26 protein-coding genes and 1 tRNA gene are annotated in these 25,307 nt (G+C 52.8%); 15 read left to right on the forward strand and 12 right to left on the reverse strand.

Features of this window, described 5'->3' with window-relative positions:
• The first annotated feature begins 49 nt into the window (after positions 1–49).
• Together iraP and O3S68_RS11345 are read left to right on the forward strand one after the other, a co-directional pair.
• Positions 50–376: an anti-adapter protein IraP gene (gene iraP, locus O3S68_RS11340; protein ID WP_020456860.1), complete on the forward strand. Its 327-nt coding sequence runs from the start codon at positions 50–52 to the stop codon at positions 374–376.
• 482 nt (positions 377–858) lie between these two features.
• Positions 859–1,089, forward strand: coding sequence for a hypothetical protein (locus tag O3S68_RS11345; protein WP_020456859.1), 231 nt, complete (start codon positions 859–861; stop codon positions 1,087–1,089).
• A gap of 459 nt (positions 1,090–1,548) precedes the next feature.
• Here the strand turns inward: O3S68_RS11345 and O3S68_RS11350 are convergent.
• A tRNA-Arg gene (locus O3S68_RS11350) sits at positions 1,549–1,625 on the reverse strand.
• A gap of 274 nt (positions 1,626–1,899) precedes the next feature.
• Here O3S68_RS11350 and O3S68_RS11355 point away from each other — a divergent pair.
• From O3S68_RS11355 to fimZ, 3 genes are all read left to right on the forward strand, one after another.
• Positions 1,900–2,547, forward strand: coding sequence for a hypothetical protein (locus O3S68_RS11355; protein ID WP_269231531.1), 648 nt, complete (start codon positions 1,900–1,902; stop codon positions 2,545–2,547).
• Complete coding sequence (fimY, locus tag O3S68_RS11360; RefSeq protein WP_269231532.1) at positions 2,507–3,292, forward strand: fimbria biosynthesis regulator FimY; 786 nt, start codon at positions 2,507–2,509, stop codon at positions 3,290–3,292. The genes O3S68_RS11355 and fimY overlap by 41 nt, the downstream gene beginning before the upstream one ends.
• Positions 3,293–3,896: 604 nt before the next feature.
• Positions 3,897–4,529 carry a fimbria biosynthesis transcriptional regulator FimZ gene (gene fimZ, locus O3S68_RS11365; protein WP_020456855.1) on the forward strand — a complete coding sequence of 211 codons (633 nt, stop codon included), beginning with the start codon at positions 3,897–3,899 and terminating at the stop codon, positions 4,527–4,529.
• Between the two features lie 52 nt (positions 4,530–4,581).
• On the opposite strand, the gene sfmF is transcribed toward fimZ, so the two are convergent.
• The 6 genes from sfmF to fimA form a co-directional block, all read right to left on the reverse strand.
• Positions 4,582–5,100 carry a fimbria assembly protein gene (sfmF, locus tag O3S68_RS11370; protein WP_097406239.1) on the reverse strand — a complete coding sequence of 173 codons (519 nt, stop codon included), beginning with the start codon at positions 5,098–5,100 and terminating at the stop codon, positions 4,582–4,584.
• Between the two features lie 9 nt (positions 5,101–5,109).
• Positions 5,110–6,114, reverse strand: coding sequence for a type 1 fimbria D-mannose specific adhesin FimH (gene fimH, locus O3S68_RS11375; protein ID WP_097406240.1), 1,005 nt, complete (start codon positions 6,112–6,114; stop codon positions 5,110–5,112).
• Between the two features lie 4 nt (positions 6,115–6,118).
• Complete coding sequence (locus O3S68_RS11380) at positions 6,119–8,704, reverse strand: fimbrial biogenesis usher protein (RefSeq protein WP_269231533.1); 2,586 nt, start codon at positions 8,702–8,704, stop codon at positions 6,119–6,121.
• Positions 8,705–8,728: 24 nt separating this feature from the next.
• The gene (gene fimC / locus O3S68_RS11385) at positions 8,729–9,421 is read right to left on the reverse strand and encodes a type 1 fimbria chaperone FimC (protein ID WP_269231534.1); all 693 of its coding nucleotides are present in this window, start codon (positions 9,419–9,421) and stop codon (positions 8,729–8,731) included.
• A 46-nt stretch (positions 9,422–9,467) separates the two neighbouring features.
• On the reverse strand, positions 9,468–9,656 hold the full coding sequence (locus O3S68_RS11390; protein ID WP_269231535.1) for a hypothetical protein: 189 nt from the start codon (positions 9,654–9,656) through the stop codon (positions 9,468–9,470).
• Between the two features lie 69 nt (positions 9,657–9,725).
• Entirely contained in the window at positions 9,726–10,271 is a 546-nt protein-coding gene (gene fimA, locus O3S68_RS11395; RefSeq protein WP_269231536.1) for a type 1 fimbrial major subunit FimA, read from the reverse strand.
• Between the two features lie 536 nt (positions 10,272–10,807).
• Here fimA and folD point away from each other — a divergent pair.
• The 5 genes from folD to O3S68_RS11420 all read left to right on the forward strand — a co-directional run bounded on the left by folD (position 10,808) and on the right by O3S68_RS11420 (position 15,403).
• The gene (folD, locus tag O3S68_RS11400; RefSeq protein ID WP_020456848.1) at positions 10,808–11,674 is read left to right on the forward strand and encodes a bifunctional methylenetetrahydrofolate dehydrogenase/methenyltetrahydrofolate cyclohydrolase FolD; all 867 of its coding nucleotides are present in this window, start codon (positions 10,808–10,810) and stop codon (positions 11,672–11,674) included.
• A gap of 1 nt (position 11,675) precedes the next feature.
• The gene (gene ybcJ / locus O3S68_RS11405) at positions 11,676–11,888 is read left to right on the forward strand and encodes a ribosome-associated protein YbcJ (RefSeq protein WP_269231537.1); all 213 of its coding nucleotides are present in this window, start codon (positions 11,676–11,678) and stop codon (positions 11,886–11,888) included.
• Positions 11,889–12,125: 237 nt separating this feature from the next.
• Positions 12,126–13,625: a PTS transporter subunit EIIC gene (locus tag O3S68_RS11410; RefSeq protein ID WP_044489584.1), complete on the forward strand. Its 1,500-nt coding sequence runs from the start codon at positions 12,126–12,128 to the stop codon at positions 13,623–13,625.
• A 70-nt stretch (positions 13,626–13,695) separates the two neighbouring features.
• Positions 13,696–14,712 carry a Mal regulon transcriptional regulator MalI gene (gene malI, locus O3S68_RS11415; protein ID WP_020456846.1) on the forward strand — a complete coding sequence of 339 codons (1,017 nt, stop codon included), beginning with the start codon at positions 13,696–13,698 and terminating at the stop codon, positions 14,710–14,712.
• A gap of 166 nt (positions 14,713–14,878) precedes the next feature.
• Positions 14,879–15,403, forward strand: coding sequence for a metal-dependent hydrolase (locus O3S68_RS11420; RefSeq protein WP_269231538.1), 525 nt, complete (start codon positions 14,879–14,881; stop codon positions 15,401–15,403).
• A gap of 63 nt (positions 15,404–15,466) precedes the next feature.
• Here the strand turns inward: O3S68_RS11420 and cysS are convergent, their stop codons facing one another.
• A complete protein-coding gene (gene cysS / locus O3S68_RS11425; protein ID WP_269231539.1) occupies positions 15,467–16,867 on the reverse strand; it encodes a cysteine--tRNA ligase in 1,401 nt (466 codons plus the stop codon).
• A 173-nt stretch (positions 16,868–17,040) separates the two neighbouring features.
• Between cysS and ppiB the strand changes: the two genes are divergently transcribed.
• The 5 genes from ppiB to mnmH all read left to right on the forward strand — a co-directional run bounded on the left by ppiB (position 17,041) and on the right by mnmH (position 21,133).
• On the forward strand, positions 17,041–17,535 hold the full coding sequence (ppiB, locus tag O3S68_RS11430) for a peptidylprolyl isomerase B (protein ID WP_020456843.1): 495 nt from the start codon (positions 17,041–17,043) through the stop codon (positions 17,533–17,535).
• Between the two features lie 3 nt (positions 17,536–17,538).
• Positions 17,539–18,261 carry a UDP-2,3-diacylglucosamine diphosphatase gene (gene lpxH / locus O3S68_RS11435; RefSeq protein WP_269231540.1) on the forward strand — a complete coding sequence of 241 codons (723 nt, stop codon included), beginning with the start codon at positions 17,539–17,541 and terminating at the stop codon, positions 18,259–18,261.
• 128 nt (positions 18,262–18,389) lie between these two features.
• Positions 18,390–18,899 (forward strand): 5-(carboxyamino)imidazole ribonucleotide mutase, encoded by a 510-nt coding sequence (gene purE / locus O3S68_RS11440; protein WP_020456841.1) that lies wholly within the window; start codon positions 18,390–18,392, stop codon positions 18,897–18,899.
• Positions 18,896–19,963 (forward strand): 5-(carboxyamino)imidazole ribonucleotide synthase, encoded by a 1,068-nt coding sequence (purK, locus tag O3S68_RS11445; RefSeq protein WP_269231541.1) that lies wholly within the window; start codon positions 18,896–18,898, stop codon positions 19,961–19,963. The genes purE and purK overlap by 4 nt, the downstream gene beginning before the upstream one ends.
• Positions 19,964–20,053: 90 nt before the next feature.
• Positions 20,054–21,133, forward strand: a complete 1,080-nt coding sequence (gene mnmH / locus O3S68_RS11450) for a tRNA 2-selenouridine(34) synthase MnmH (protein WP_269231542.1) — start codon at positions 20,054–20,056, stop codon at positions 21,131–21,133.
• Here the strand turns inward: mnmH and O3S68_RS11455 are convergent.
• The 4 genes from O3S68_RS11455 to O3S68_RS11470 form a co-directional block, all read right to left on the reverse strand.
• Positions 21,130–21,789, reverse strand: coding sequence for a methionine ABC transporter permease (locus tag O3S68_RS11455; protein WP_020456837.1), 660 nt, complete (start codon positions 21,787–21,789; stop codon positions 21,130–21,132). The genes mnmH and O3S68_RS11455 overlap by 4 nt on opposite strands.
• Entirely contained in the window at positions 21,782–22,804 is a 1,023-nt protein-coding gene (gene sfbB, locus O3S68_RS11460; protein ID WP_020456836.1) for a virulence-associated ABC transporter ATP-binding protein SfbB, read from the reverse strand. The genes O3S68_RS11455 and sfbB overlap by 8 nt, the downstream gene beginning before the upstream one ends.
• Positions 22,805–22,861: 57 nt before the next feature.
• Entirely contained in the window at positions 22,862–23,698 is an 837-nt protein-coding gene (locus O3S68_RS11465; protein WP_269231543.1) for a MetQ/NlpA family ABC transporter substrate-binding protein, read from the reverse strand.
• A 302-nt stretch (positions 23,699–24,000) separates the two neighbouring features.
• On the reverse strand, positions 24,001–25,146 hold the full coding sequence (locus O3S68_RS11470; RefSeq protein WP_269231544.1) for a porin: 1,146 nt from the start codon (positions 25,144–25,146) through the stop codon (positions 24,001–24,003).
• Between the last annotated feature and the right edge of the window lie 161 nt (positions 25,147–25,307).

Below are 25,307 nucleotides of genomic sequence, written 5' to 3' on the forward strand. Positions count from 1 at the left end.
CTCGACCATAATATATTCAGGGGTGATGCGGCTAATAACAGGGGCACTTATGAAAAACTTAATACTCAGTGTGATTGCAAAAATCTCGAAAATGGATGCGGAAGCCAAGCTACTCGCAGCTAAAGTGGAAGCTCAATCTTTACTTATCGGGGCATTACTGCTGACACTTGGCAAAAACGGTGGCATGAATGAAATGCTTGATAATGTAAAAAAAGCAATTAATGCAGCGCTTGATGCGGCTGATATTCCACTGAAATCAGACGCAGAATTACTGATGAATGAATTTAACAATCTTATTCAGTTAACTCAGTTGCTTGAAACAAACGACGCGGAAATTGATATAGAAGCGTTAAAGGGCGCGTCCGATAAAATTTAACACAATTCGCTTATTAATCATAAGGCTGGAAAAATAAACCTCCGGCCTTTTATTTACGCTGCCACCGGGCCATCTCTTTCCCTTGACCCGTTTGTTGTAAATCCACATGCCCGACAGAGCCAGCCGCAATGCGTAAAGCCTGCCTATGCCCCCCAACTCAAGTAGCTATTAGCGCAGCTCACCTTGCAGCCCGGTTAATGGATGGGTGATGTTTCGATTCGCTCGCTGGGGGTGAAATCATCCCGCAGATCTGGTTCATCAGCCTTGACCGGGAGAACCTGACATATCGACGGTGATGCAATCTTCTGACGCTACTCCGACCTGATACGCCGTCCTGATGTTATCCCGATCCGGTTTGGCCGTGGCTCCACTGGTTTTATTTGCCTAACTGAACGATATTAAATATTCACATCACACCGATATTCGCGACAGAACATTCCTTGTTTGTCGGTGAGCGCCACAGTATTTCTTAAGGAGAGGTTATGAAGCCAGTAGAAGACGCGATTAATGACCTGCAGTGTCGTGCTTTAGCGTATGAAATCATTTTTCAGTCCATTTGCTCAGAGTTGCCGCAAGTGTTCATCGAGAAAGCCGCAGAGAACATTCAGCTTAACTTCAAAGCATTTGAATCTGGCACGCATTCTGAAGCAGGGAAAGCAAAGCTTGAAGCAGCGAAAGCGATTGCCTCGAGAATTATAGGAGCAAAGATTTAACCTCTCTCCCAGACTGGATCCTAAGGTGGAGGGGAAGTCACCATCCTTTCTTCTCCGCTTTTTCTCTTGCTGTGTTGTCATGGTTGTTATGATCAGAAATGGGGGTTCGCGCACTCAAAGGCAGGAAACAGGCCTGCTGCTTCACTGACCCGACAGTCCGAAAAAAGAGCGTCCATGATAGCCGCGCATGCAAGTTTGAACGCCATCAAGGATTTTCAGTTCGATACCTTAGACGCATAGACTAACGGGTTAATACGGCCCGGAGTGCCGTTATCTGTTCTTCGATAAATAGAGGGATGGGAAAGCTTAAAAACAGCACGTTGATATGCTCACCTGTCACCTGACCATTTAACAGAGCACGCGAAGCAGATTGATTTCATTTTCGGGCCTGATGACCCAAATATGTCCCACAACGGAAATGAGGAGAAAGTGAAGGAAACGTAATGCGTTGATTCTGAATGGTACGCCCTACAGGGTTCGAACCTGTGACCTACGGCTTAGAAGGCCGTTGCTCTATCCAGCTGAGCTAAGGGCGCATTATGTGGATGCTCACCGTTGAGGTGGAAACGCCTGGAATTATACGGTCAGCGCCTGGTGAGTCAATGTATTTTCCGCTGGTTGCTTGCTTAGTGAACGACGCTGCGCATTTTCGCAACACCTGTCCCATTTATGCCCGAAAAGACCTGGTCTTTCTACTTATCCTGATCGCTTCCTGGGAAAAGTCCCATGTCTCTTTAAGTATTCGCGCCTATATCCCCCGCTTTGTGAAGGACAAAATGTTTCCATTAACTAATGTAATGGAGCCTATACGTGACAAATAGAGCAAAACACAAACAAGGCCGGGGTTACCAATGTAAATCAAAACCGATTATACAGCGCGATAATAGTGATGGGATGCTTAACCGTCAGCCAGCTATTCCCGCGACCGGAAACAGGGTTGAACGCGATTACAGTTCGTTTGCGCTGCGGTTATTACACGACCAGACGCGAAACTTAACATTGCCGGGATCAACACGCCAATCCTTGCTTAATCTGCCACTTCACTCTCAGTCTTACACCATCTCATTTATGGACATCCTGATAGTATATCGCCCTGATTTAGCGGTTGACTCTTTGAACTTACAGGCTTTTTCGGTGCATTGTGGCGCGCAACATATCCATTGCCACCACACCGTCAGACAACCTCACTCTTCTGGTGTCGCGTTTTTTCCGGACAATCGCACCCGGGAAGCGCCAGAGGCTTTTGCTGATACAGGCTTGCATATTTCCAGCTTACTGGTTGATAAAACGGCAACCTGGCAGCGCCTTTATACGCCCGAGATTCTCAAACCGGGCATAAACCAGCCCAGTCATTTTGCTCATATGGCATCCATTACATGGCGCGAAACAGCACAACAGCCGGATGCGCAGTTTGCGCATGGCTTTTTTTGGCCAACACTTTTCGGTCACGAAAAGTGAAATACGTTTGCGAGGGAAAATGCGAACTTTCATCCGCCGGGAAAAAAATCGCCTCCACAGGCCCGATTTCCGGGTTTTACCCTATCGGGAATATCCGCCGCCGGTGTTTGACAGGCTGGAACACCTTACTCAGCAGCTCAGTTTCGCCCTGCCTGAATGCATCATCAGCCAGATATTAATTTCAACCGATAGTTTTCTCAGCTATGCCTGGAACAGGGGGCTCTTCTCCGGTAAACGCAACGCCGTGTTTTCATCGCTTGATTCAGCACATCATCGGTTCGCGGAGCCGCATCTCTCGCACCTGATCGTGGATATGGAGAGCCTGCTCACATCGCGTTTTAGCGCCCTGGAAACCCTGCGGCAGCTCGCTTCGCACAATCGCAAACTTCATATCTATCTGTTAGCGACAAAAAGCGACGCGCCACTGTTCAATTTCCTGCGCGCGGCTGGTCCCTTTCGCGTAATAAAACGGGATCTCCCCGTCAAGCCATTCAGGCAGGCGCTGTTGGCTCCTGCCTCACCTGTTGATGTTTCGCGCAAATTTCCGCCGGTAGAGTGGCAGATGTTCACCGCGCTGGCGCAAGGAAAAACGCTGAAACATGTCGCTCAGCTACTCAATCTGCCTTACCATCGCATGGTTTATCGTCTCAACCTACAACTGAGGCAACTTGGGTTGCCCGATCGTCAAAGTTTGCTTCATTTACTGCACCGCTTAACGATAGATGCTAATCACTATTGGGGATAACAGGCGTTGCCATCCTCCTTATCTAAGAAATTACTTAGTCAATTTTTCTTGCCGGGTATGTTTTTTTACATAAAACCAACAATTACAACTATTCCTGGTACTGTCTTTTTTTAAAATCCACTCAGATTCCACCCAAGGCGTACGTTGTTATCCAGCGTTGTAGCAATGAAATTGCGATAACAGCGATTAACAATAAAAAAACAATCAAATAATTAAATTGTTTTAACCATTAAAAAAAGCGTAAAAAACCATGCTTATCAAAATCAGCAAGCTATCATGCCAAATATTCAATCACCTATTATTGCTCTCAGAACTTCATATTTAGAAATAGCCTTCATGAACTCTTAACGCTTTTCTGCCAGAACTTCCCAGGTATAATTACAGTAACTTATTAATAATTACGATATCTCTCTGTATTAGCACGTAATTGATATTCCCCGCGTTCGTAAATGACGAATGAAAATAACTTGGCGAGTAAGGATGCTATCGGTTTTTCAAGGGAATTATTTTTCCTCATAGAATACTTGAAGTTACATTTACCTTTTCGACGTCTATCGCATTTACGCAAAGGCGTGGCGTTAAAAAAACAATCTGAGGCAAAAAGATGAAACCGGCTTCCGTTATCATTATGGACGAATATCCTATTGTCAGGATGTCGATAGAAGTGCTTTTAGAGAAAAACCAGAATGTTAAAGTGGTATTAAAAACGGATGATAGCCGTGCGGCACTGGATTATATCCGTACGCTTCCCGTTGATCTGGTTATTCTGGATATTGAACTCCCTAAAACAGATGGCTTTACTTTATTGAGAAGAATCAAGGCGATACGAGAAGATGTCAATGTGCTTTTTTTATCATCAAAATCTGAATCGTTCTATGCTGCAAGAGCCATTCGCGCTGGCGCTAATGGTTTTGTCAGTAAGCGGAAAGAGCTTAACGATATTTATAACGCCGTAAAGATGATTCTTGCCGGGTACTCTTTCTTCCCATCTGAGACGCTGAGTTATATAAACCAACCGGGCAAAAAGAAAGGAGAACAGCGGGACATGCCGCTTTCTAATAGAGAAGTAACGGTATTACGCTACCTCGCCAACGGATTATCGAACAAAGAAATTGCGGAACAGCTTTTATTAAGCAACAAGACGATCAGCGCCCATAAATCGAATATTTTTTCGAAACTCGGTGTGCATACCATCGTCGAGTTGATTGATTACGCCAAATCACACGAACTGCTATAGCACTATACGCCCGGGAAAAGATTACCGGGCGTATGCTTTATTGAAAATAAAATTAATAGTAATTAATCGCGAAAGTGGCATCGGCATTTGCCGTACCGGGTACAGGATTATCTGCCAGCGCGATGTAATTGGCGTAGAACTGCAGCGTTGCATTGCCATTGCTGTCCACGGCTATATCCTGGCTGGCTGTCGCCAGCGCTAGCGGCGTGCGATCTCTGTCGCGCAGCTCAATAGCCACTTTCTGTGCCATCACGCTATCTTTTAACGCCAGCAGTGCCGGGTTGCTGGCGGCTTTCCCCGAAAAGGTGATCGATGCGCTACCTGGCGGGCACCCCACTAACCGCAAGCTAAAAGGTACCAGTGGCGTGGTATTACCCGCATTTTGCAACTGTTTGGTTGGCCAACGTCCTAATTGCACCGTTTTGTCGTTGTCGGCCGTCTCGGCATAGCATGTAAAGTCCACTACCGTTGCGCGTAACTGAATGTTGATTTCTCCAAGCGGCGTATCGGCGATCGCAAACGGGCTCAGCCAGCAGCCAACGAGCATGACATGGCGTGGTTTGATAAACATCACGGCTCCTTAATCATAATCAACGCGCAAATAGCCCCGCGCCACAAAATCGCCCTCGGCGGGTTTGAAACCTGTGACGCTGACCGGCCACGCACTGATATCAACACGCGCAGCGGCGTTGTCATCAAGCTGGAAAGGGATTTTGCTACCCAGCGTGTTGGGGGTAAGCGGATTGCCCTCACGGTCAGCCACGACAAACCCCACATCAGGGTTATCAGAAACCATTACCTGCCCACTGGCTTTTTCCGCTTCCAGACGCATCGAAAGATAGGCCTGCGCGTCAACATTGGTGCACGCTATTGCCACGGTTTTAATTTGCGGATCAACGCCGTTCGGGCGGTTCCCCGGCCCGGCCTGGCTAAAGAGCGCGGCGCCAATTTTATCAAACTCAAATTCAACGACCTGGCCTGCATTGAGTTTGCAGCTTTGCGGCACTTCCACTTTGCCGCTGTAGCTAATGGTATAGACCGGTACCGTGAGGGCATCGATGTCCGTACTGGTGACATATACCCTGAACATGGTTTGGCGCGGGATCGGCACCATATTGATAAACGGCCGCACCACTTTAAGTTTAAAGATAAGCTTCGAGTCCATTACACCAAAAGGTTTCTGATTGGGTACGTTGGGGTGTGTTCCCATGCGGATAAAATTTCTCGGCGGGAAAAAGATGCCGGCGTAATCATCGGTGATGCTCATCGCCCCTTCCAGATAATCGTTTAACCTCATGTATTTGTAACCGCCATCAATGGTATGTATCGGCAAGTCAGAGACATAGCTTCGGTAGGTGTAATTCACTTTGGTGCCGGCAGGACAGATAGCCTGGACGCCAACCCAGCCGGATTTTTCCGGCAACGTCACCACCTCACCAACATGGTTATTCCCGCTGGTAAACAGGTTCGACAGGTCATAATAGATATCTGTCGGTATGCCCTTCGCGTTCACACAAATTGTGGCCTGCGCCGACGTCGCTGCCAGTAACAACAAGCCGCAAAGCAGTGCATGAAATTTGTTCATAAAATCATCCTTGTTCACAACGGGCGCTTGTCATCACCACCGCCTGTTGCAGGCTGGCTTCCGGTAAGGAGTAGCGAGCAAGGCAGCGCGATTGCGTGCCGTCTCCCCACTGCACCAGCAGTTCACCCTGCAATGGCAAACCACTTAAATACGCCTGTCCGTCCTCGCCCACCATGCCGGTCACGCCGCTGTCGGTTTCACGTACCACCGAACCAAACGGCACCGGGCGATCGCCGCGCATCAGCGTAATCAGTGCGCGTACACCAATCCGGGTGTCAAAGCTGGCACGGACCAGCGCGCCCTGCGTGGGGACGACGCTACTGACGCTGTTTTGCACATCGGTGTGGTTATCCATCGTGTTGGTATCAAGCGCAATGCGGTTGTATCGATAAACGGAGGCATAAGGGACGATGGCGTAGCCTCGCCAGTCGGTTTGCACCCCGGTCTGATTTTCCACCCGCACGCCCTGCGCGCCCGGCGCTTTGATAAGTACGTTGGTATCGCCAAGCGGCTGGCCAAAAGTTACCCCTTCGGCATGCGCGACCACGCCACCGCCAAGCTGCCAGTTATATTCGTGCTGATAGGGATCGTAGTTATAACCGAGGCCGAGCGTGCCCCAGCCGGCCTGCCAGTTGGCACTGGCGCTGCCGCTGTAACCACTTGTCCTGCTGTGCCCCTGGCTTACGATGTAACTAAGGTTACGTCCTTCAAGTAAGGTGCCGCCAACCCCGCTCTGCCAGCTATTTTGTCCGTTGCTGTTACGGCTAGCGTTAAGGCTGGCATACGTATGATCCAGCGCGCTTCCCCGGCTGAAGCGCTGCCCGCTCAGAGCGCTAAACGGTACGGAAAGATTCAACGCAATAATACGATCCGTATTATTGATGCCGGGTGAGCGGTTCCACGACCAGGTAAGCGAGTAGCTTATCCCCCGCCAGCCGCTGGCGTAACCGATCTGATACCAACTGCTGGGCTTAACATTGTTCCAGTAAGTTTGTTGGCTGCCGGAAATGTACAACGAGCCGTAATCCCTCAGGTTTTGCGAGATATTGACCTGAAAGCGCCCTTTTCTGTTGTTGTTGAGGTTGTGATAGCTAACAAGCACCGGTTTTGGCTTCCGTCTCCCCTCACTTTCGTCCTGATCTTCATACTCATAACCCTCCATGCGGCGATAGGCGACATCACTCAGCGTGTAAAACCCACGCGTTGAGTAGCGATACCCGAGTAGCTGAAAGTTGGTGCCATATTGGTTGAGTGATTTGGCATACAAAAAGCGCAACGATTGCCCCTGATGCGTGCTGCCATCCGCCAGTTCGCTGCGTGCCTGGGTAAAATCGAGCGATATCGCCCCCCAGCCGCCAAGGTTTTTGCCAGCCCCCAGCACAAAGGCGTTATAACGCTTTGCCAGTTGGGTTCCGCCATAGGCGGTGTAACCGCCCGCCAGGCCGCCGACCACGCTCCCCTGAACAAAAGAAGGGGAAGATTGTTGATCGTTGCCGCTGCGAAAATTCCCGGCCACGAGGTCATATTTAAAGCGTCCTTCACGTTGCAGGATCGGCACCGTCGAATACGGCACCGTATAACGTTGTTGACGGCCATCTTTCTCATCGACGGTAACGTCCAGATCGCCGCTGGATGAGGTAGGGTTCAGATCAGAAATCACAAAAGCACCCGCCGAGACATAACTCTGATAAATGACATAGCCGTTCTGGCGGATGGTTAATTTGGCAGGCGTGCGCGCAATGCCGCGTACGGTTGGCGCGTAACCTTGCAGGCTATCGGGAAACATATTATCGGAAGAGTAAAGGCGTACCCCGCGAAAACCGAGGCTATCAAACACGTCGCTGCCGGTATTACTGTCGCCCATCACCAGCTCGCTTTTCAGCGGGATAAGGGAACGTTGCAACCAGCTTCCGATGGTCTTCCAGCTGCGGGTGTGTTCCGCTCCGCTGCTGCTGTAGCGCCAGGCACCATTATTACGCAACCGCCATGGGCCATAATTCAGCCCGCTTTGTAAGCTCAGAAAACCGTTATTGCTGCCGGTGCTGTGGCTCCCTGTAAAGCTATAGTTAAGCAACCCGGCGGTAATGCCTTCGTCCCACTCCTCGGCAGGAATGTAACCGCGTGCGCTGTTCAGCATCGAAGCCTGGGGTAACCCAATATTCAGCCGCATTGCTGAGAAATCAAAAACAGCTTCAGCCCCCGGTATAGCGGTCGTGATATCGATACAGGCGTCACCTTTGTCGGTGAGCAGCGCCGGAAAAGCGCGAATATTAACGCCCAACCGATTGAGCAAATCGAGCGTGAAGCATGGCATCAGACCACCGGAAGCGGGCGTCGCCCCGTGATGGGCAATATCGAAACGCAGATCCTGGGTGGCGATAAATTCGCCGTCGCGCCAGATATCCACCCGATAAACGCCCGGAGGCTGGTTACCTTTTTCAAAGCGTGATAAATCGGCAATGGCAGCGGCATCCTCTGATAAAAACGCCGGGTTGAAGTAGTTCTCAGCGCGGCTCATCGTCGGGTGCAACACCGCCAGCAGCGACAACGCCAGCCGTGAGTAAGCTGAAGGAGACGTGCGCTTATTCATAGGCATCCCTGTCATTTGTCTTTGTTATGGCAGACCAACGGTTTTCACCGGCGTCAGCGCGCCGTAATCATTCACCGTCTGGAAAGTCACTCCGCCCTGAGCATCAGGCGGAATAAGCAACTGAGCACGGCCTTTAGGCGCAACCATGACATTGTCGAGCTTCTGTTTGCCCATATGAACATTCACCAGAGTGATGTAATACGCGGAGGGATTAGTGATGTTCAGGTGTTTATCGAGACGCGAAAACTGCAGTTTCGCAGACGCATCCTCTGTTAACCCCGATAGACTTTTCGGGCGAACAAATAGCTTTATGCGAGAGAGAACAGCCAACTGCAGCACGTTTTTGTCTGTGGCATTCTCTTTGCTCACCGATGGAATCGCTTTTACGCTCAACCAGAACAGAGATTCGCGGTCGTCGGGTAACGGTTGCCCGGCGTAGATAATACGCAGCGTGTTTTCACTTTCCGGCTCGCTAACAAACAGCGGCGGAGTCACGACAAACGTTTTTTCTTTTTCTCCACGACTATTTTCCACCCATGAATTCACCAGAAAACGTGCTTTTCCATCGCTATTAGAAATAGAAAGCGAGGTCTGCTTATCCCCGGCAGGATAAATAACCCGGGTTGCGCCAAGTGCTATTCCTCCAGCGGCGTTTACTGGCAGCGCGATAGATATTAAAAGACTGATAATCCAACCTGATTTAAAAAAAATGTTCATAGCGCAAATAACTCTTCAGAATATTATGCGGGCCATAATAAATATGTCAGGGGTAGACCAGCGAAAACCAGGCAACAGAATGTAAACGTCGTGTCGTAATACGCTCTGTAATCGCGCGGTAGCGTGCATAAAAATGGATTGCTACTTCATTAGCGATCGTGGGGAAATAAGAGAGCGGCATGCTGTGTCGCTGCGTTTGATCAAACAGCGCCAGCGTGAGACCTGTCCTCATCATGAATAATTTCTCGCATTACAGTGTCAAGCGCCTCGTCCCTGAGGCCATGTCATCCCTGGAAGTAATGGGTTATTCGTATTTCATGATGAACGTCGCATCCGCATTTGCCTGCCCTGGTGTCGCGGTCGCGCTGGTGGCTTTGTAACGTGCGGAGAAGTGTAATGTGTTGGTGCCTTCAAGCAGCGCCTGAGCGGTGGAGAAGCTTGCGCCGTCCGGGCTTAGTGTTTTCGAGGCATTATCAAGAATCTCGATCCCCACCCCGCCTGCCGTTGCACTGCTGTCACTGGAGGTGACCGCCAGTAGCGTATTATCGGCGGCATCGGCCTGGCCCGAGAATGCGACAGAAGCCGTCGGGAAGATGGCAGGATCGCAGTCATTAAGCACAATGTTGAACGGTACAGAGCCGCTGGTTGCCCCCACATCCGGGAATGAAGCGGTGCGATATTGCCCCAGCGTCACTGTCTGGTCGGCGGAAGCAGTGCTGACCGCGCAAGCTGCGTTCACCAGTTCCCCGTCAAAATGTATATTACCGCCGCTTACGGTGTCTGCTTGTACGGCACCTGCCATCAGCATCAATCCAGCAGCAACAGAACTAGCCATTAATTTCATTTTCATAATATTCTCCTTGAAATAAAAAGTTGCGATTCCGACATCCTGCCGAAAACCGTTTGAGACTTGAATACGCTAAATACCAGATGAAAGAATCTTTTCCTGTGAAGATATAACGCATCGGGAACAACTTATTCGCTTCCCATTTCTTCCCTGGGAAAACACCCAATATTTTTCTCTGTGGACATAACAACTAGCCACAGCACGACAGTAGTGGTTTCGTAAAAGTTAAAATATTCGCCATTACTGTCATTACACCAGGTCTGTTCTTATTCGGGCTTAAGAAAAGGCCTAGCTTTTATTTATTAAAGGGATAAGAAATAGCCGTAAATGCCTGTAACGGTGGCTTAATAGCGGACTTTCTTAAGGGTGATGAATTGTTGAAATTTGGTTAACAACCAGCAACGGCGAAGCCCTTGATCTGCTGAGATTTCAGGCGCAGCGGCGGCGAAATCCGCAAACGGTGACTGACAGCGCGCCGCGCTTCTGACAAAATAGCCGCCATCCCCTTAGTTGATATGACAGATGGAATCCTCTCTCTGATGGCAGCAAAGATTATTGATGGTAAAACGATTGCGCAGCAGGTGCGCTCTGAGGTTGCTGAAAAAGTTCGGGCGCGCGTCGCGGCAGGATTTCGCGCTCCGGGCCTGGCGGTCGTACTGGTTGGCAGCAACCCGGCATCACAAATTTATGTCGGCAGCAAGCGCAAAGCCTGTGAGGAAGTGGGTTTCATCTCCCGCTCTTACGATCTCCCGGAAACCACCAGCGAAGCGGAACTGCTGGCGCTTATCGACAAGCTGAACGCCGATACCGCCATTGACGGTATTCTGGTGCAGTTGCCGCTGCCGGCGGGCATCGACAATGTGAAAGTGCTGGAACGCATCGCGCCGGACAAAGACGTAGATGGTTTCCACCCGTATAACGTAGGCCGCCTGTGCCAGCGTGCGCCGCGTCTGCGCCCGTGCACGCCACGCGGTATTGTCACGCTGCTGGAGCGTTACAACATTGACACCTTCGGCCTCAACGCCGTGGTGATTGGCGCGTCCAATATCGTTGGCCGTCCGATGAGCATGGAACTGCTGCTGGCCGGTTGCACCACCACCGTGACGCACCGCTTCACTAAAAACCTGCGCCAGCACGTTGAAAACGCCGACCTGCTGATTGTCGCCGTGGGTAAACCGGGCTTTATTCCCGGCGAGTGGATCAAAGAAGGCGCGATTGTGATTGATGTCGGTATTAACCGTCTGGAAAACGGCAAAGTCGTCGGCGATGTGATTTATGAAGAAGCCGCCGCGCGAGCAGCGTATATTACGCCGGTACCGGGTGGCGTTGGCCCAATGACGGTCGCCACCCTGATCCAGAACACGCTGCAGGCGTGTGAAGAATACCATGATGTAAAAGGCGTATAAGATGGCAACATTTTCTCTCGGTAAACATCCGCACGTTGAGCTGTGCGATCTGCTGAAACTCGAAGGCTGGAGCGAAAGCGGCGCACAGGCGAAAATCGCCATTGCCGATGGCTTTGTCAAAGTGGATGGCGCGGTTGAAACGCGCAAACGCTGCAAAATCGTCGCCGGTCAAACGGTGAATTTTGAAGGCCAAAGCGTTACCGTCATCGCGTAATCACGCGTAGCAAGCCGGGTGTCGCATCACCGCAGCCCGGCACCTTCTTTCTCCTTCCCCCTGCGGTCATCACGGTTAATTACCGATCAACCTCAAAGAATCATTAATTCATCTGGCTAAATGTGAAAATTTAGTTGCAGCCCGTTACGACTTATCTCACGATGAGTAGAACGTTCTACTAAAACGTTCTACTAACAATAACGGCGCCAAAAGAGCGCTATTTCGGGGGAAATCAGCATGAGTCTGATATCAGGGTTTGTTAAATCATTGTCTAAGTTGTCGATGATTGGCCGCGCGTTAATGTTGCCAATCTCGTTGCTGCCAGCCGCAGGTCTGTTACTTGCTTTCGGCGATAAATTTCACCTGCCGCTGATGATGAACGCAGGTGGCGTTATCTTCGATAACCTGCCGATGTTGTTCGCCATCGGTTCGGCGGTTGGTCTCGCTTCAGAATCGGGTATTGCGGCGCTTTCAGCCGCGGTATCGGTGTTCATTACCAATATCACTATCGGCACCATGTTAGGTATCACGCCGGAAATGGCCTCGCAGGGCGGAAAATATGCCATGGTGGTCGGCATTCCTACCCTGCAAATGGGCGTTTTTGGCGGGCTGATCTGCGGTATTCTTGCCGCCTGGTGTTATAACCGCTTCCACACCATGCAGTTACCGGAGTTCCTCGGCTTCTTCTCTGGTAAGCGTTTTGTTGCCATCGCTACCGCATTCTTATCCTTTGTGCTCGGCCTGCTGCTGCCCTATGTCTGGCAACATATTCAGGCGGGCATCGATGCGCTTTCCGTTATCGTCAACGGCGATAATCAGGCCGCGTCGACGTTTATTTTCGGTTTAGTGGAACGCGCGCTGATCCCACTCGGTCTGCACCATATCTGGTATCCGTCGTTCTGGTATTCGTTTGGCGATTACACCACGCAGGCCGGCCAGGTGATCCATGGCGATCAGACTATCTGGTTCAAAATGCTGGAAGAAGGCGTGAAATCCTTTAGCAGTGATACCTACCAGAACGCCGGTAAGTTTATGCAGGGTGAGTTCCCGCTGATGCTGTTTGCGCTGCCTGCGGCCTGCCTTGCGATGTACCACGAAGCGCACACCCGCAATAAGAAGATCGCGTTCGGTATTCTCTTCTCTGCGGCGTTGACCTGCTTCCTGACCGGCATTACCGAGCCGGTTGAATTCACCTTTATCTTCGTCGCGCCCATTCTCTACGTCTTTAACGCCATTATGGCCGGTCTGGCGTATATGACGATGTACCTGCTGCACGCGCACATCGCGAAATCCTTCTCTGCCGGATTTATCGACTACTTGTCGTTCGGCATCCTGCCGTCGTTTAACGGTTATCAGACCAACTTCCTTAACGCGGTGATCGTTGGCATCCCGATGGCGCTGATTTATTACTTCACCTTCCGTTTTGTGATCCGCCGCTTCGACGTGAAAACGCCGGGACGCACGGAAGTTACCGCTGTGGCAGATGATAAAACTGACAGCGAACTGGCAACCGAGATCATCGCCATGCTGGGCGGTGCGCAAAATATCGACTCCGTTGGTTCCTGTATCACCCGTTTGCGCCTGGAAGTGGCGAAAAGTGAAATGGTGGATAAAGATGGCCTAAATGGCCTGGGCGCGCGCGGCGTAGTATTTGTCGGTGATAGCGGTATTCAGGTTATTTTCGGTGCGAGGGCGCAATTTATCGCCCAGACCATGTCCACAATGATCGGCAAATAATAAGATACCGGATTGGCGCGTCCAGTACGCGCCATATCAGGTGGAAAACCGGGAAAATCAGGGAGCGAGTTTGAAGAAAGTCAGCATCATTGATGTCGCTAAACAGGCGGGCGTTTCCGTTTCCACCGTCTCGCTGGTGCTGCGCCAGAAAGGGAAAATATCACAAGCGACGATCGCTAAAGTCCATGCCGCTATCGATGCGCTTGGCTATGTTCACAATGTTGCTGCCGCGAATCTGCGTGCCAATACCTCCAACCTGATTGGGCTTATCCTGCGCGATTTCAGCGACAGCTTCTCAATAAAAGTGATGGCCAGCATCGTGCAGGAGCTGGAAAAACAGGGTTACATGGTTTTTCTCGGTCAGCCGCTCAACGATGGCGATCACCTGGAACGCTGCCTGCTGTCTTTCAAACAACAAGGGGTTGCCGGGGTGATTTATCTCGCCTCCGATACGCGCAGCTCAACGCTTCCCGCCCAAATTCGCGACTGCCCGCTGCCGCTGGTGGTGGTGTCACAGTCGCTGCTCAATGAAGCGTGCAACCTGGTCATGCGCGATAACCGTCAGGCCGCCAGCCTGGCGACGCGCTATCTCATCGAACGCGGGCACCGCAATATTGCCTATATTGGCGGCATTGAAGGCGATTTAATGCGCCAGCAACGTCTGCTGGGATTTCGCACCACAATGACGCAGAACGGGCTGGTAGTACGCGAAGAAGCCACTCCGGCCTGCAGCGACGATACCCGCGCGGCAAGCTACGCTGTCCGCCAGTTACTGGAAAAAAATAGCACTATTACCGCCCTGCTCTGCCACTCGCCGGATGCCATGATTGGCTCCATCGCCGGGATCCACCAGACCGGGCATACTGTGGGCAAAGATGTGTTCCTCTCTCAGCAAGTGGCGCTCGTCGGCTTTGAAGATATGCTGCACGTCAATCTCACCTCGCCTTCCTTTACCTATGTTTCGTCCGCCAGTGAAGAGACCGGACGCCAGGCGGCGGGGTTGATCATCCGCAAGCTGAAAGAGCCCGAGTTGCAAACGCAACGCATCACGCTTTCCGGCCAGCTGATTGCCCGCGAGTCTGCGTAATCCGAACACGTCGGGCAGACAGCGGCGTCCTCGCGAGCGGTAACCTCACGTCGGCTTAAAACCAGCCAGCCCTGGTCTGTTCTGATGAGAAAAGATTCAGAAAACCCCTCAGTTTACCCGCCTGGCGCTTCGGCTATAATTTCGTTTTTCTTCAGAGACCTGCGTTATGCCAACGATTGTTACACATGCTGCTGTCCCGCTTTGTCTGGGGTTGGGGCTTGGCAGTAAAGTGATCCCACGCGGCTTGCTGCTGGCGGGGATAGGGCTTGCCATGTTGCCCGATGCCGACGTGCTGGCGTTTAAATTCGGTGTCGCTTACGGCAATATTTTCGGCCACCGCGGGTTTACCCACTCGTTGCTGTTTGCTTTTGTGGTGCCGCTATTGGTGACCTGGTTTGGGCGAAAATACTTCAAAGCGAGTCTGGCGCGCTGCTGGGCGTTTCTCACCGTGTCGCTGCTGTCGCACAGCCTGCTGGATTCCATCACTACCGGTGGGAAAGGCATCGGCTGGCTGTGGCCGTGGTCGGATGAACGGTTCTTTGCGCCATGGCAGGTGATCAAAGTCGCGCCGTTTGCGCTGTCGCGCTATAACACACCGTATGGTCACCAGGTGATCATTTCGGAGTTGCTGTGGGTGTGGCTGCCGGGTGTGATTCTGGTGCTGCTGTTATGGAAAATGCGGCGGGGATAAATATCGACCACCGCCAGTGGTTTTGAAGGGACAACAAAAAAGCGGCCGAAGCCGCTTTTTTTCTTACTTACGACGCCAGGTCGTGCCCTGCGGGCCATCTTCCAGCACGATACCCATCTCGTTCAGACGGTCACGCGCGGCATCGGCTGCCGCCCAGTCTTTCGCTTTACGCGCATCGAGGCGCTGCTGGATAAGCTTTTCGATCTCAGCCACTTCGCTGTCATCCGCCTGCGCGCCGCTTTGCAGGAAGAGATCCGGATCCTGCTCCAGCAGACCCAAAACGCCCGCCAGTTCACGCAGCTTTTTCGCCGCCGCATTTGCGCCCAGCGCATCCCCGTCATGCTTCAGCGTATTCACTTCGCGCGCGAGATCAAACAGCACGGAATAGGCTTCCGGGGTGTTGAAGTCGTCATCCATGGCGTCGCAGAAGCGTTTCTGGAACATCTCACCGTTCTCAAAATAACGATGTTCGGCGTTATTGCTATCCGTACCACGCAGCGCGTTGTACAGACGCTCCAGCGCAGAACGCGCCTGTTTCAGGTTCTCTTCGCTGTAGTTCAACTGGCTGCGATAGTGACCGGACATCAGGAAGTAGCGCACGGTTTCCGCGTCGTAATACTTCAGCACGTCGCGCACGGTAAAGAAGTTGCCGAGCGATTTTGACATCTTCTCGCGATCAACCATCACCATGCCGGAGTGCATCCAGTAATTTACGTACTCGCCGTCATGCGCACAGGTTGACTGGGCGATTTCGTTTTCGTGGTGCGGGAACATCAGATCGGAACCGCCACCGTGGATATCGAAATGCGAACCCAGCTGTTTGCAGTTCATCGCCGAACACTCAATGTGCCAGCCGGGACGCCCTTCGCCCCACGGCGATGGCCAGCTCGGCTCGCCAGGCTTGGACATTTTCCACAGCACGAAGTCCATCGGGTTGCGTTTTACTTCCGCGACTTCGACGCGAGCCCCCGCCTGCAACTGATCCAGATCCTGACGCGAAAGCTGACCATAAGTCGGATCCGTCGGCACCGAGAACATCACATCGCCGTTTTCAGCCACGTACGCATGTTCGCGATCCAGCAGGCGCTGTGTGATTTCAATAATTTCAGCAACATGGTGCGTTGCGCGCGGTTCGCTATCCGGGCGCAGGATATTGAGCGCGTCAAAATCCTTATGCATCTCTACGATCATCCGGTCGACCAGCGCGACAAAACTTTCACCATTCTCATTAGCGCGCTTAATGATTTTGTCGTCAATATCGGTGATATTGCGGACATATTTCAGCTTATAGCCGAGAAAGCGCAAATAGCGGGATACCACGTCAAAGGCGACAAAGGTACGGCCGTGACCGATATGACAGAGATCGTAAACGGTAATACCACACACGTACATGCCGACTTCCCCGGCATGGATAGGTTTGAATTCCTCTTTTTGGCGCGTCAGTGTATTAAAGATTTTTAACATCGAAGATTCCATGTGGACGTGTGTGGAACGAAAACCGCATATATTACCCGTAATTCAAACCCGAAGCAGCACACTTTGCAAGGTGATCCAGCCTCGCGGTTATGCTATAACAAGCGACTATCTCTGACCCACTGGCGGGTCTACGCACTACACTATCAGAACAGGATGCAATAATGGTTACTTTCCACACTAATCACGGCGACATCGTAATCAAAACCTTTGATGACAAAGCGCCTGAAACAGTTAAAAACTTCCTGGACTACTGCCGTGAAGGTTTCTACAACAACACGATTTTCCACCGTGTTATCAATGGCTTTATGATTCAGGGCGGCGGTTTCGAACCGGGCATGAACCAGAAAGTCACCAAAGACCCAATCAAAAACGAAGCCAACAACGGTCTGAAAAACACCCGTGGTACGCTGGCCATGGCGCGTACTCAGGCTCCGCACTCCGCTACCGCGCAGTTCTTCATCAACGTGGCTGATAACGACTTCCTGAACTTCAGCGGCGAAAGCATGCAGGGCTGGGGCTACTGCGTGTTTGCCGAAGTGGTTGAAGGCATGGACGTTGTTGACAAGATCAAAGGCGTTTCCACCGGCCGCAGCGGCATGCACCAGGACGTGCCGAAAGAAGATGTGGTGATTGAAAGCGTGGACGTCAGCGAGTAATTGGTGGCGACACTCTTTATCGCAGATTTGCATCTGCAAACAGAAGAACCGGCGATCACCGCCGGTTTTCTGCGTTTTCTGGCCGGTACAGCGCGTGACGCCGATGCGCTCTACATTTTGGGCGATCTGTTTGAAGCGTGGATTGGCGACGACGATCCGAACCCGCTACATCAACAAATAGCCCAGGCGATCAAAGCCGTTGTCGATAGCGGTGTCCCCTGCTATTTCATTCACGGCAACCGCGATTTCCTGCTCGGTCAACGCTTCGCGCAAGCCTGCAGTATGCAGTTGTTACCTCAGGAACAGGTGCTCAATTTGTATGGCCGTAACGTGCTGATTATGCATGGCGATACGCTCTGCACCGATGATGCCGGTTATCAGGCCTTTCGCGCCAAAGTGCACCAGCCCTGGCTGCAAAAGCTGTTCCTCACCCTGCCGCTGTTTATTCGCCGACGTATCGCCGCGAAAATGCGCGCCGGCAGTAAAGCCGCCAACAGCAGCAAGTCGCTTTCGATTATGGATGTAAACCAGCACGCCGTGGTGGAAGCCATGGAAAAACACCAGGTGCAGTGGTTGATCCACGGTCATACCCATCGCCCGGCAGTGCATGAACTCACCGCAAATAACGCGCCCGCTTTCCGTGCCGTTTTGGGCGCATGGCACAGCGAAGGTTCGATGGTGCGCGTCAGCGAAAGCGATGTCGAACTGATTCATTTCCCTTTCTGAATACGCTTGTGATTACGCGTCAAACGCGCGAAACATCGCTACGCAACCGTTTTCCTTGCCCGTTTTACATGCTATTCTCTGTGCCCTCTTATGTAGTCTGAAGCACACCCACAGGAGTTTTGAGACGTATGTCTTCAAGCAACCAACCGGCGCGCATCGCCATTGTTATGGGCTCGAAAAGCGACTGGGCCACCATGCAATTCGCCGCAGAAATCCTCGATACCCTGAACGTTCCGCACCATGTTGAAATCGTCTCCGCACACCGCACCCCGGATAAACTGTTTAGCTTCGCCGAAAGTGCGGAACAAAATGGTTACCAGGTGATTATTGCCGGTGCCGGCGGCGCGGCGCATCTGCCGGGCATGATCGCGGCGAAAACACTGGTGCCGGTGCTGGGTGTGCCGGTACAAAGCGCGGCGTTAAGCGGTGTGGACAGCCTTTACTCTATCGTGCAGATGCCGCGCGGCATTCCGGTGGGAACGCTGGCAATTGGTAAAGCCGGTGCGGCCAACGCCGCGCTGCTGGCCGCACAGATCCTGGCGCAGCATGACGCGCAACTGCACCAGCGTCTGGCGGACTGGCGCAAATCTCAGACCGATGAGGTGCTGGATAATCCGGATCCGAGAGGCGCGGCATGAAACAGGTTTGCGTATTAGGCAACGGCCAGCTTGGCCGGATGTTGCGCCAGGCCGGTGAACCGCTCAGCATCGCGGTCTGGCCGGTTGGGCTGGATGACGCGCCGGAAGCGGTGCCGTTTCAACAGAGTGTTATCACCGCCGAAATTGAGCGTTGGCCGGAAACAGCGTTAACGCGCGAGCTGGCGCGCCACCCGGCGTTTGTTAACCGCGATGTGTTCCCGATCATTGCCGATCGCCTGACGCAAAAACAGTTATTCGACAAACTCGAGCTGGCTACCGCACCGTGGCAGTTGCTGGCGGATAAAAGCGAATGGCCCGCCGTGTTTTCCCGCCTGGGCGAGCTGGCGATTGTTAAGCGCCGCGTGGGGGGCTATGACGGTCGTGGGCAGTGGCGTTTACGCACAGGCGAAACGGATCAGTTGCCGGACGACTGCTACGGTGAGTGCATTGTCGAACAGGGCATCAATTTTTCCGGTGAAGTATCGCTGGTCGGCGCGCGCGCGCGCGATGGCAGTACCGTTTTCTACCCGTTGACGCACAACCTGCATCAGGATGGCATTTTGCGTACCAGCGTGGTTTTCCCGCAGGCTAACGCCGCTCAGCAACAGCAGGCGGAAAACATGCTTTCTGCCATCATGCATGAGCTAAACTACGTCGGCGTGATGGCGATGGAGTGCTTTGTTACACCGGGTGGGTTGCTGATTAACGAGCTGGCGCCGCGCGTGCACAACAGCGGCCACTGGACGCAGAACGGTGCTTCTATCAGCCAGTTTGAACTGCATCTGCGCGCGGTGGTGGATCTGCCGTTACCGCCGCCGGTGGTCAACAGCCCGTCGGTGATGATCAACCTGATTGGCAGCGATCTGAATTACGACTGGTTGAAACTGCCGCTGGTGCATTTGCACTGGTACGACAAAGAGGTACGTCCGGGGCGCAAAGTGGGTCATTTGAACCTGAACGATGATGACATGGCGCGTCTGAGTGCCACGCTGGAAGCGCTGGTGCCACTGCTGCCGCCCGAGTACGCGAGCGGCATTGCCTGGGCACAGTCAAAACTGCAGTAATCTCCCGCCGGGGAATTGATCTCCCTTGTTCGGGGCGTAAAATCTGCACGCTGGTGGGATTACCACCAGCGTTTTGCAGAAGGAAGCCCAATGAACGACACCACGGATTATCTCGCCCTCCTGCGGGATGAAACGCCTCTTATTGATGTTCGTGCACCGGTTGAGTTCGCCAAAGGTGCCATGCCCGCGGCTATCAATCTGCCCTTAATGAACGACCATGAACGCGCAGCGGTAGGCACTTGCTATAAACACGAAGGCGCAGAAGCCGCGCTTCGTCTGGGTCATCAACTGGTCAGTGGCGAAACCCGTGAACAACGCATCGAAGCATGGCGGCAAGCCTGCGCGCAATATCCGCAGGGTTATCTTTGTTGCGCCCGCGGCGGTCAGCGTTCGCATATCGTTCAGCAATGGCTGCGAGAATGCCTGGTGGACTATCCACTGGTGGTCGGCGGTTATAAAGCGCTGCGCCAGGCCGCCATCGAAGCAACGCAACAGTGCATGCAACGCCCGGCGCTGCTGGTGGGTGGCTGCACGGGAAGCGGCAAAACGTTGCTGGTGCGTTCGCAGCGTAACGGCATCGACCTTGAAGAGCTCGCCCGGCATCGCGGTTCCTCGTTTGGCCGGACGCTGCAACCGCAGCGCTCGCAGGCCAGTTTCGAAAACCAGCTGGCAGCGGCGCTACTGAAAGTGACGCCCGCGTTCTGGCTGCTGGAAGACGAAAGCGCCGCGATTGGGGCGAACCATCTGCCAGCCGTGGTGCGCGAGAGAATGGCGCAATCGCCGCTGGTGGTAGTGGAAGATCCCTTTGCACAACGCCTGGAGCGTTTGCGCGTCGACTATTTCGTAGAGATGCACGCGGCGTTTATCACCCGCGACGGTGAGGAAGAGGGCTGGCGTCAGTATGCCGAATATCTGCGTCACGGGCTTTTTGCCATTCGCCGCCGCCTGGGATTACAGCGCTACGCGGAATTGACGCGCCATCTGGAGAATGCGCTGAGCCAGCAGCAGCGCAACGGCAGTACCGAGGAACACTTCGTGTGGCTGGTGCCGTTGCTGGAGGAGTACTACGATCCGATGTACCGCTACCAGCTTGAGAAGCGCGCGAAAGCCATTCGCTTTCGCGGCACTTTTGCAGAAGTAGCGGCCTGGCTGGCGGCACACACGGCTTAATGCCGATCGCGTTTATCGGCGCGTTTCGCCAGCCAGTCTCCCAGTACCTGGACTATCTGCACCAGAATAATCAGCGCGATAACCGTTACGATCATCACCTGGGTTTCATAACGGTAATAGCCGTAGCGGATCGCCAGATCGCCCACACCACCACCGCCGACAATCCCGGCCATCGCGGAATACCCAATCAGGCTGACGAGCGTAATGGTCAGGCCGCGCAGCAGACCCGCGCTGGCTTCCGGCAACAGCACGGTACAGATAATACGCAGCGGGCTGGCACCAAAGGCTTCCGCCGCTTCAATAATGCCTTTATCCACCTCACGCAGGGCGCTGTCGACCAGCCGTGCATAAAAGGCAATCGCCGCCACAGACAGCGGCACCGACGCGGCAATCGGTCCAATGGTGTTGCCGAGCAAAAACTGCGTCACCGGCAACAGCAGCACCAACAGGATCACAAACGGCACCGAGCGGATAATATTCACCAGCACCGTGCTCACCAGATAGACCGCGCGGTTTTGCCAGAACAGGTGCCTGTCGGTAACGAAAATCAGGAAACCGAGCGGCAAACCGCCTACAATCGCCAGCACCGTCGAGATGCTTAACATCTGGAAAGTTTCGCCAAAGGCGAGGCTCAGATCGGCCATTAAATCATCCACGGATCACCTCCACCTGCGCGGTACGGTTGCGAATATAGTCCACGGCGTCACTTACTGCCGCCGGGTTTTCCACCGACGTCAGTTGCACCACCAGAATGCCCAGCGCCCGCTCGCCGATATACTCAATTTTGCCGTGCAGAATATTAACCGCGACGCCAAATTTTACCGCCGCGTCAGAGAGCACCGGCTGCTCAGCGGAGTCACCAATAAACAGGATCTTCAATAATTGCCCTGGCAGATGCTGTTGCAAACGCTCCGGCAAGGTCAAATTGAGCGTGTGCGACACCAGTTGGCGGGTGAAGGGGTGCTGCGGATGGGCAAAAATATCAAACACGTCGCCCTCCTCCACCACTTTGCCGCCAGACATCACCGCCACCCGATCGCAGATCGATTTGATCACGTTCATCTCGTGGGTGATCAGCACAATGGTGATCCCCAGTTGTTCATTGATCTGCTTGAGCAGGGTCAGAATGGTAGCGGAGGTTTCCAGATCCAGCGCCGAGGTTGGCTCATCACACAGCAATACATCCGGGTGATTAGCGATGGCGCGCGCAATACCGACCCGCTGCTTCTGCCCGCCACTGAGTTGCACCGGGTAGCGAGTGGCTTTATCGCTTAAGCCTACCAGTTGCAGGATCTCCGCCACGCGCGGGGCGATTTTACTGCGTTCCCATCCCGCCGCTTTCAGGCTGAAAGCCACATTTTGCGCCACGGTACGGGTATGCATCAGGTTGAAGTGCTGGAATATCATGCCTATGCGCTGACGCGCTTTGCGTAATGTGATGCCTTCCAGCGCCGAAATAGCAACACCATTGATTTTGACGCTGCCCTGGCTTGGGCGCTGCAGCGCATTCAGCGTGCGCAACAGCGTACTTTTGCCCGCGCCGCTGGTGCCCACAATGCCGAAGATCTCCCCCGGCGCAATACGCAGCGTGACATCCTCTACCGCCCGGGTCGCGCTCGTACTGCCGCGCGCTGCGGGGAAATCCACGCATACTTTTTCGATTTCAATCATGCAAACCTCAAACGACAAAAGGCAGGCCGCAGCCTGCCCGTCAAATCAGCCGGAGTGTTACTTTTTATCCGCGCCCTGCATCCAGTCTGGTTTCTGGAACGCACCATAAACATTGTTCGGATCGTCAATTACTGCACGGTAAGCCGGCGATTTCACCACCTCGACAATATCTTTCGCGAACGGTTTGTCGGCGTCTTCCGTGCGCACCGCAATGATGTTTTTCAGGTTCTCATCGAGGTGCTCTTGTTTGAGCGCAGAGGAGAGTTTCAACCCAGCGGCAATGGCAAAGTTGCCATTTACCAGCGACGCGGTTACGCCGTCCAGCGTGCGCGGCAGTTGCGCCGCTTCCAGCGGTTTAAACACCAGCCCTTTCGGGTTGCTGGCGATATCGCGCTCGGAGGCTTTAGTCGGGTCGATGTTATCTTTGATAGTGATAAGGTCGAGCGATTGCAGGAAACGCAGCCCGCGCGCCAGGTTGGTCGGGTCATTGGAGAGTGTCACAATGTCGCCCTTTTTCAACTCATCCAGGCTTTTGATTTTGCGTGAATAAAAGCCCATACCCGCCGTCGGCACGGTAATCAGCTTGGTTAATTTCAGGCCTTTATCGGCCGTGAATTTGTCAAAATAGAGGCTGTGCTGGAACAGGTTGGCATCAATACTGCCGTTCGCCAGCGCCATATTCGGCTGTACGTAATCGCTAAATTCACGCACCACCACTTTATAGCCTTTCTCTTTTAACGACGGCGCAATAGCCTGTTTCACCATATCGCCGTATGGTCCAGGTGCGACGCCGAAAACGATGGTGTGCGGATCGCTGCTGGCGTGAGCAAACGGTAAGCCGCAGGCCAGAAGTAATGCGCCGAAGGTCGCGCGCAAGCTGAGACGACGTCCCATAAATTCTCCCTAACGAGTTGAGCTGCTGTGTTGACGCGACGTACAGTGCGGCGCGTTCCATTTTCACCTGATTGATAAGGCTGCTGAATAAGATGGCATAAACACAGCGCAGCGGTAATTGAAATAAATTCAACATGCTGTGAACTATGTCACTGAATGGCGGGGAGATCTTTGCGGGGTAAGGCGATGAAGCATAACGAAAAGCCCTGCCCAAGGTGGGTTTTCTGGCTTCCCGTTATGCTTTTTGTTGCTAAGCATTGCCGGATTTAAACGAAGCGTTAAACCCGGCTGATGCAGACCTCTTAGAAGTCGTAACGCAGACGAACGATGTTCATGTCGCCCAGGTCGTCGGTGCTGCTGGTGAATACGTGTTCGTAATCGACACGGAAACCGTAATCCAGCTGGAAGGTCACACCCACGCCGTTATCAATACGCTGGTAATCACGACCAGTGGTGTATTGCAGACGGTCGCCCATGACGTACGGCTGTACGTATTTAAGCGCGTACTGACCGACCGGGATTTTATAACCGGCAAAGTATTCAATACCCCACGCGTCGCCCGCGAAGTAGTTATGAATATCTTTTTTACCGGTGGTCAGATAGTTTTCGTACCAGCCGCCACCGAAGGAGAAGGTCCAGTTATCCGGCGTCCAGCTCAGCGCGGTGCCATAGATATTCTGGCTGTAGGTATCGCTGCCACCGGTGTTGCCATTGCGCATATCGGCCTGGGTGTAGTTCCACGCCGTACCCCATGTCAGATCTTTGGCAATGTGGTAATCCACGCCCAGAGAACCGCCGCCTTTACGTTTGTAACGCAGGCCATTGCCACGCAGCAGATCGTTATCAGAGAACAGGTAAGATGCATAAATGTCAGCATCACCGAAGGTGTTTTTGTATTTCAGCATCTTACGTGAACGGTAGGAACCGTCGTAATCGCCGTTAATACCGTTACCGGAAGCCTGGGCTTTCATGTCGTAATCCCAGATATCGGTTTTCGCACCGACCACATCGTAGTACACGCTGTTCTGCTGACCGAAGGTCATCGTACCCCAGGTCTTACTTTTCAGACCGGTGTAGAGCATACGGCGGGTGGTATTATGCGCGCCGTCTGCATAGTGGTTATCCCAGTCGAACAGTGCCGGAATGTTCACACCCAGCTCGTAGTAGTTAACCCAGCTAATATCATCGAACAGGTAGTAATCGGTCGCAAAACGGAAACGGGTGCCACCGTCATAGCCGTTGCGTTTGAAGGAGCCTTTATCACCGTCGCCCATCATGTTATCGAACTGCGGACGAATAGAGCCACCAACGGTGAAGTTCAGGCGGCTTAACGGATTGCCAGCCTGCGGATCTTGCTTAAGTACAGTAATTTCCGCCTGAGTTGCAAAAGACATCAATGCCACTGCTGCGCCGATGGCTGTCGCCAGGGCGGTTGTTTTTATTTTCATGGTTTTTCCTTGATGGATAGACACCACTAGTAAGTTACTAGCGGCGAAATATTAACGTCTAAAAGCTTCTATTTGGTGGGGTTTTTTTGTTGTTTTGTGCTGGTAAATAATTGCCAGGGGAACTTTTACACTTTGAAACAGACGCACACCGATAGAATTAT

It is taken from the genome of Kosakonia sp. SOY2, assembly GCF_027109175.1.
Lineage (GTDB): Bacteria > Pseudomonadota > Gammaproteobacteria > Enterobacterales > Enterobacteriaceae > Kosakonia.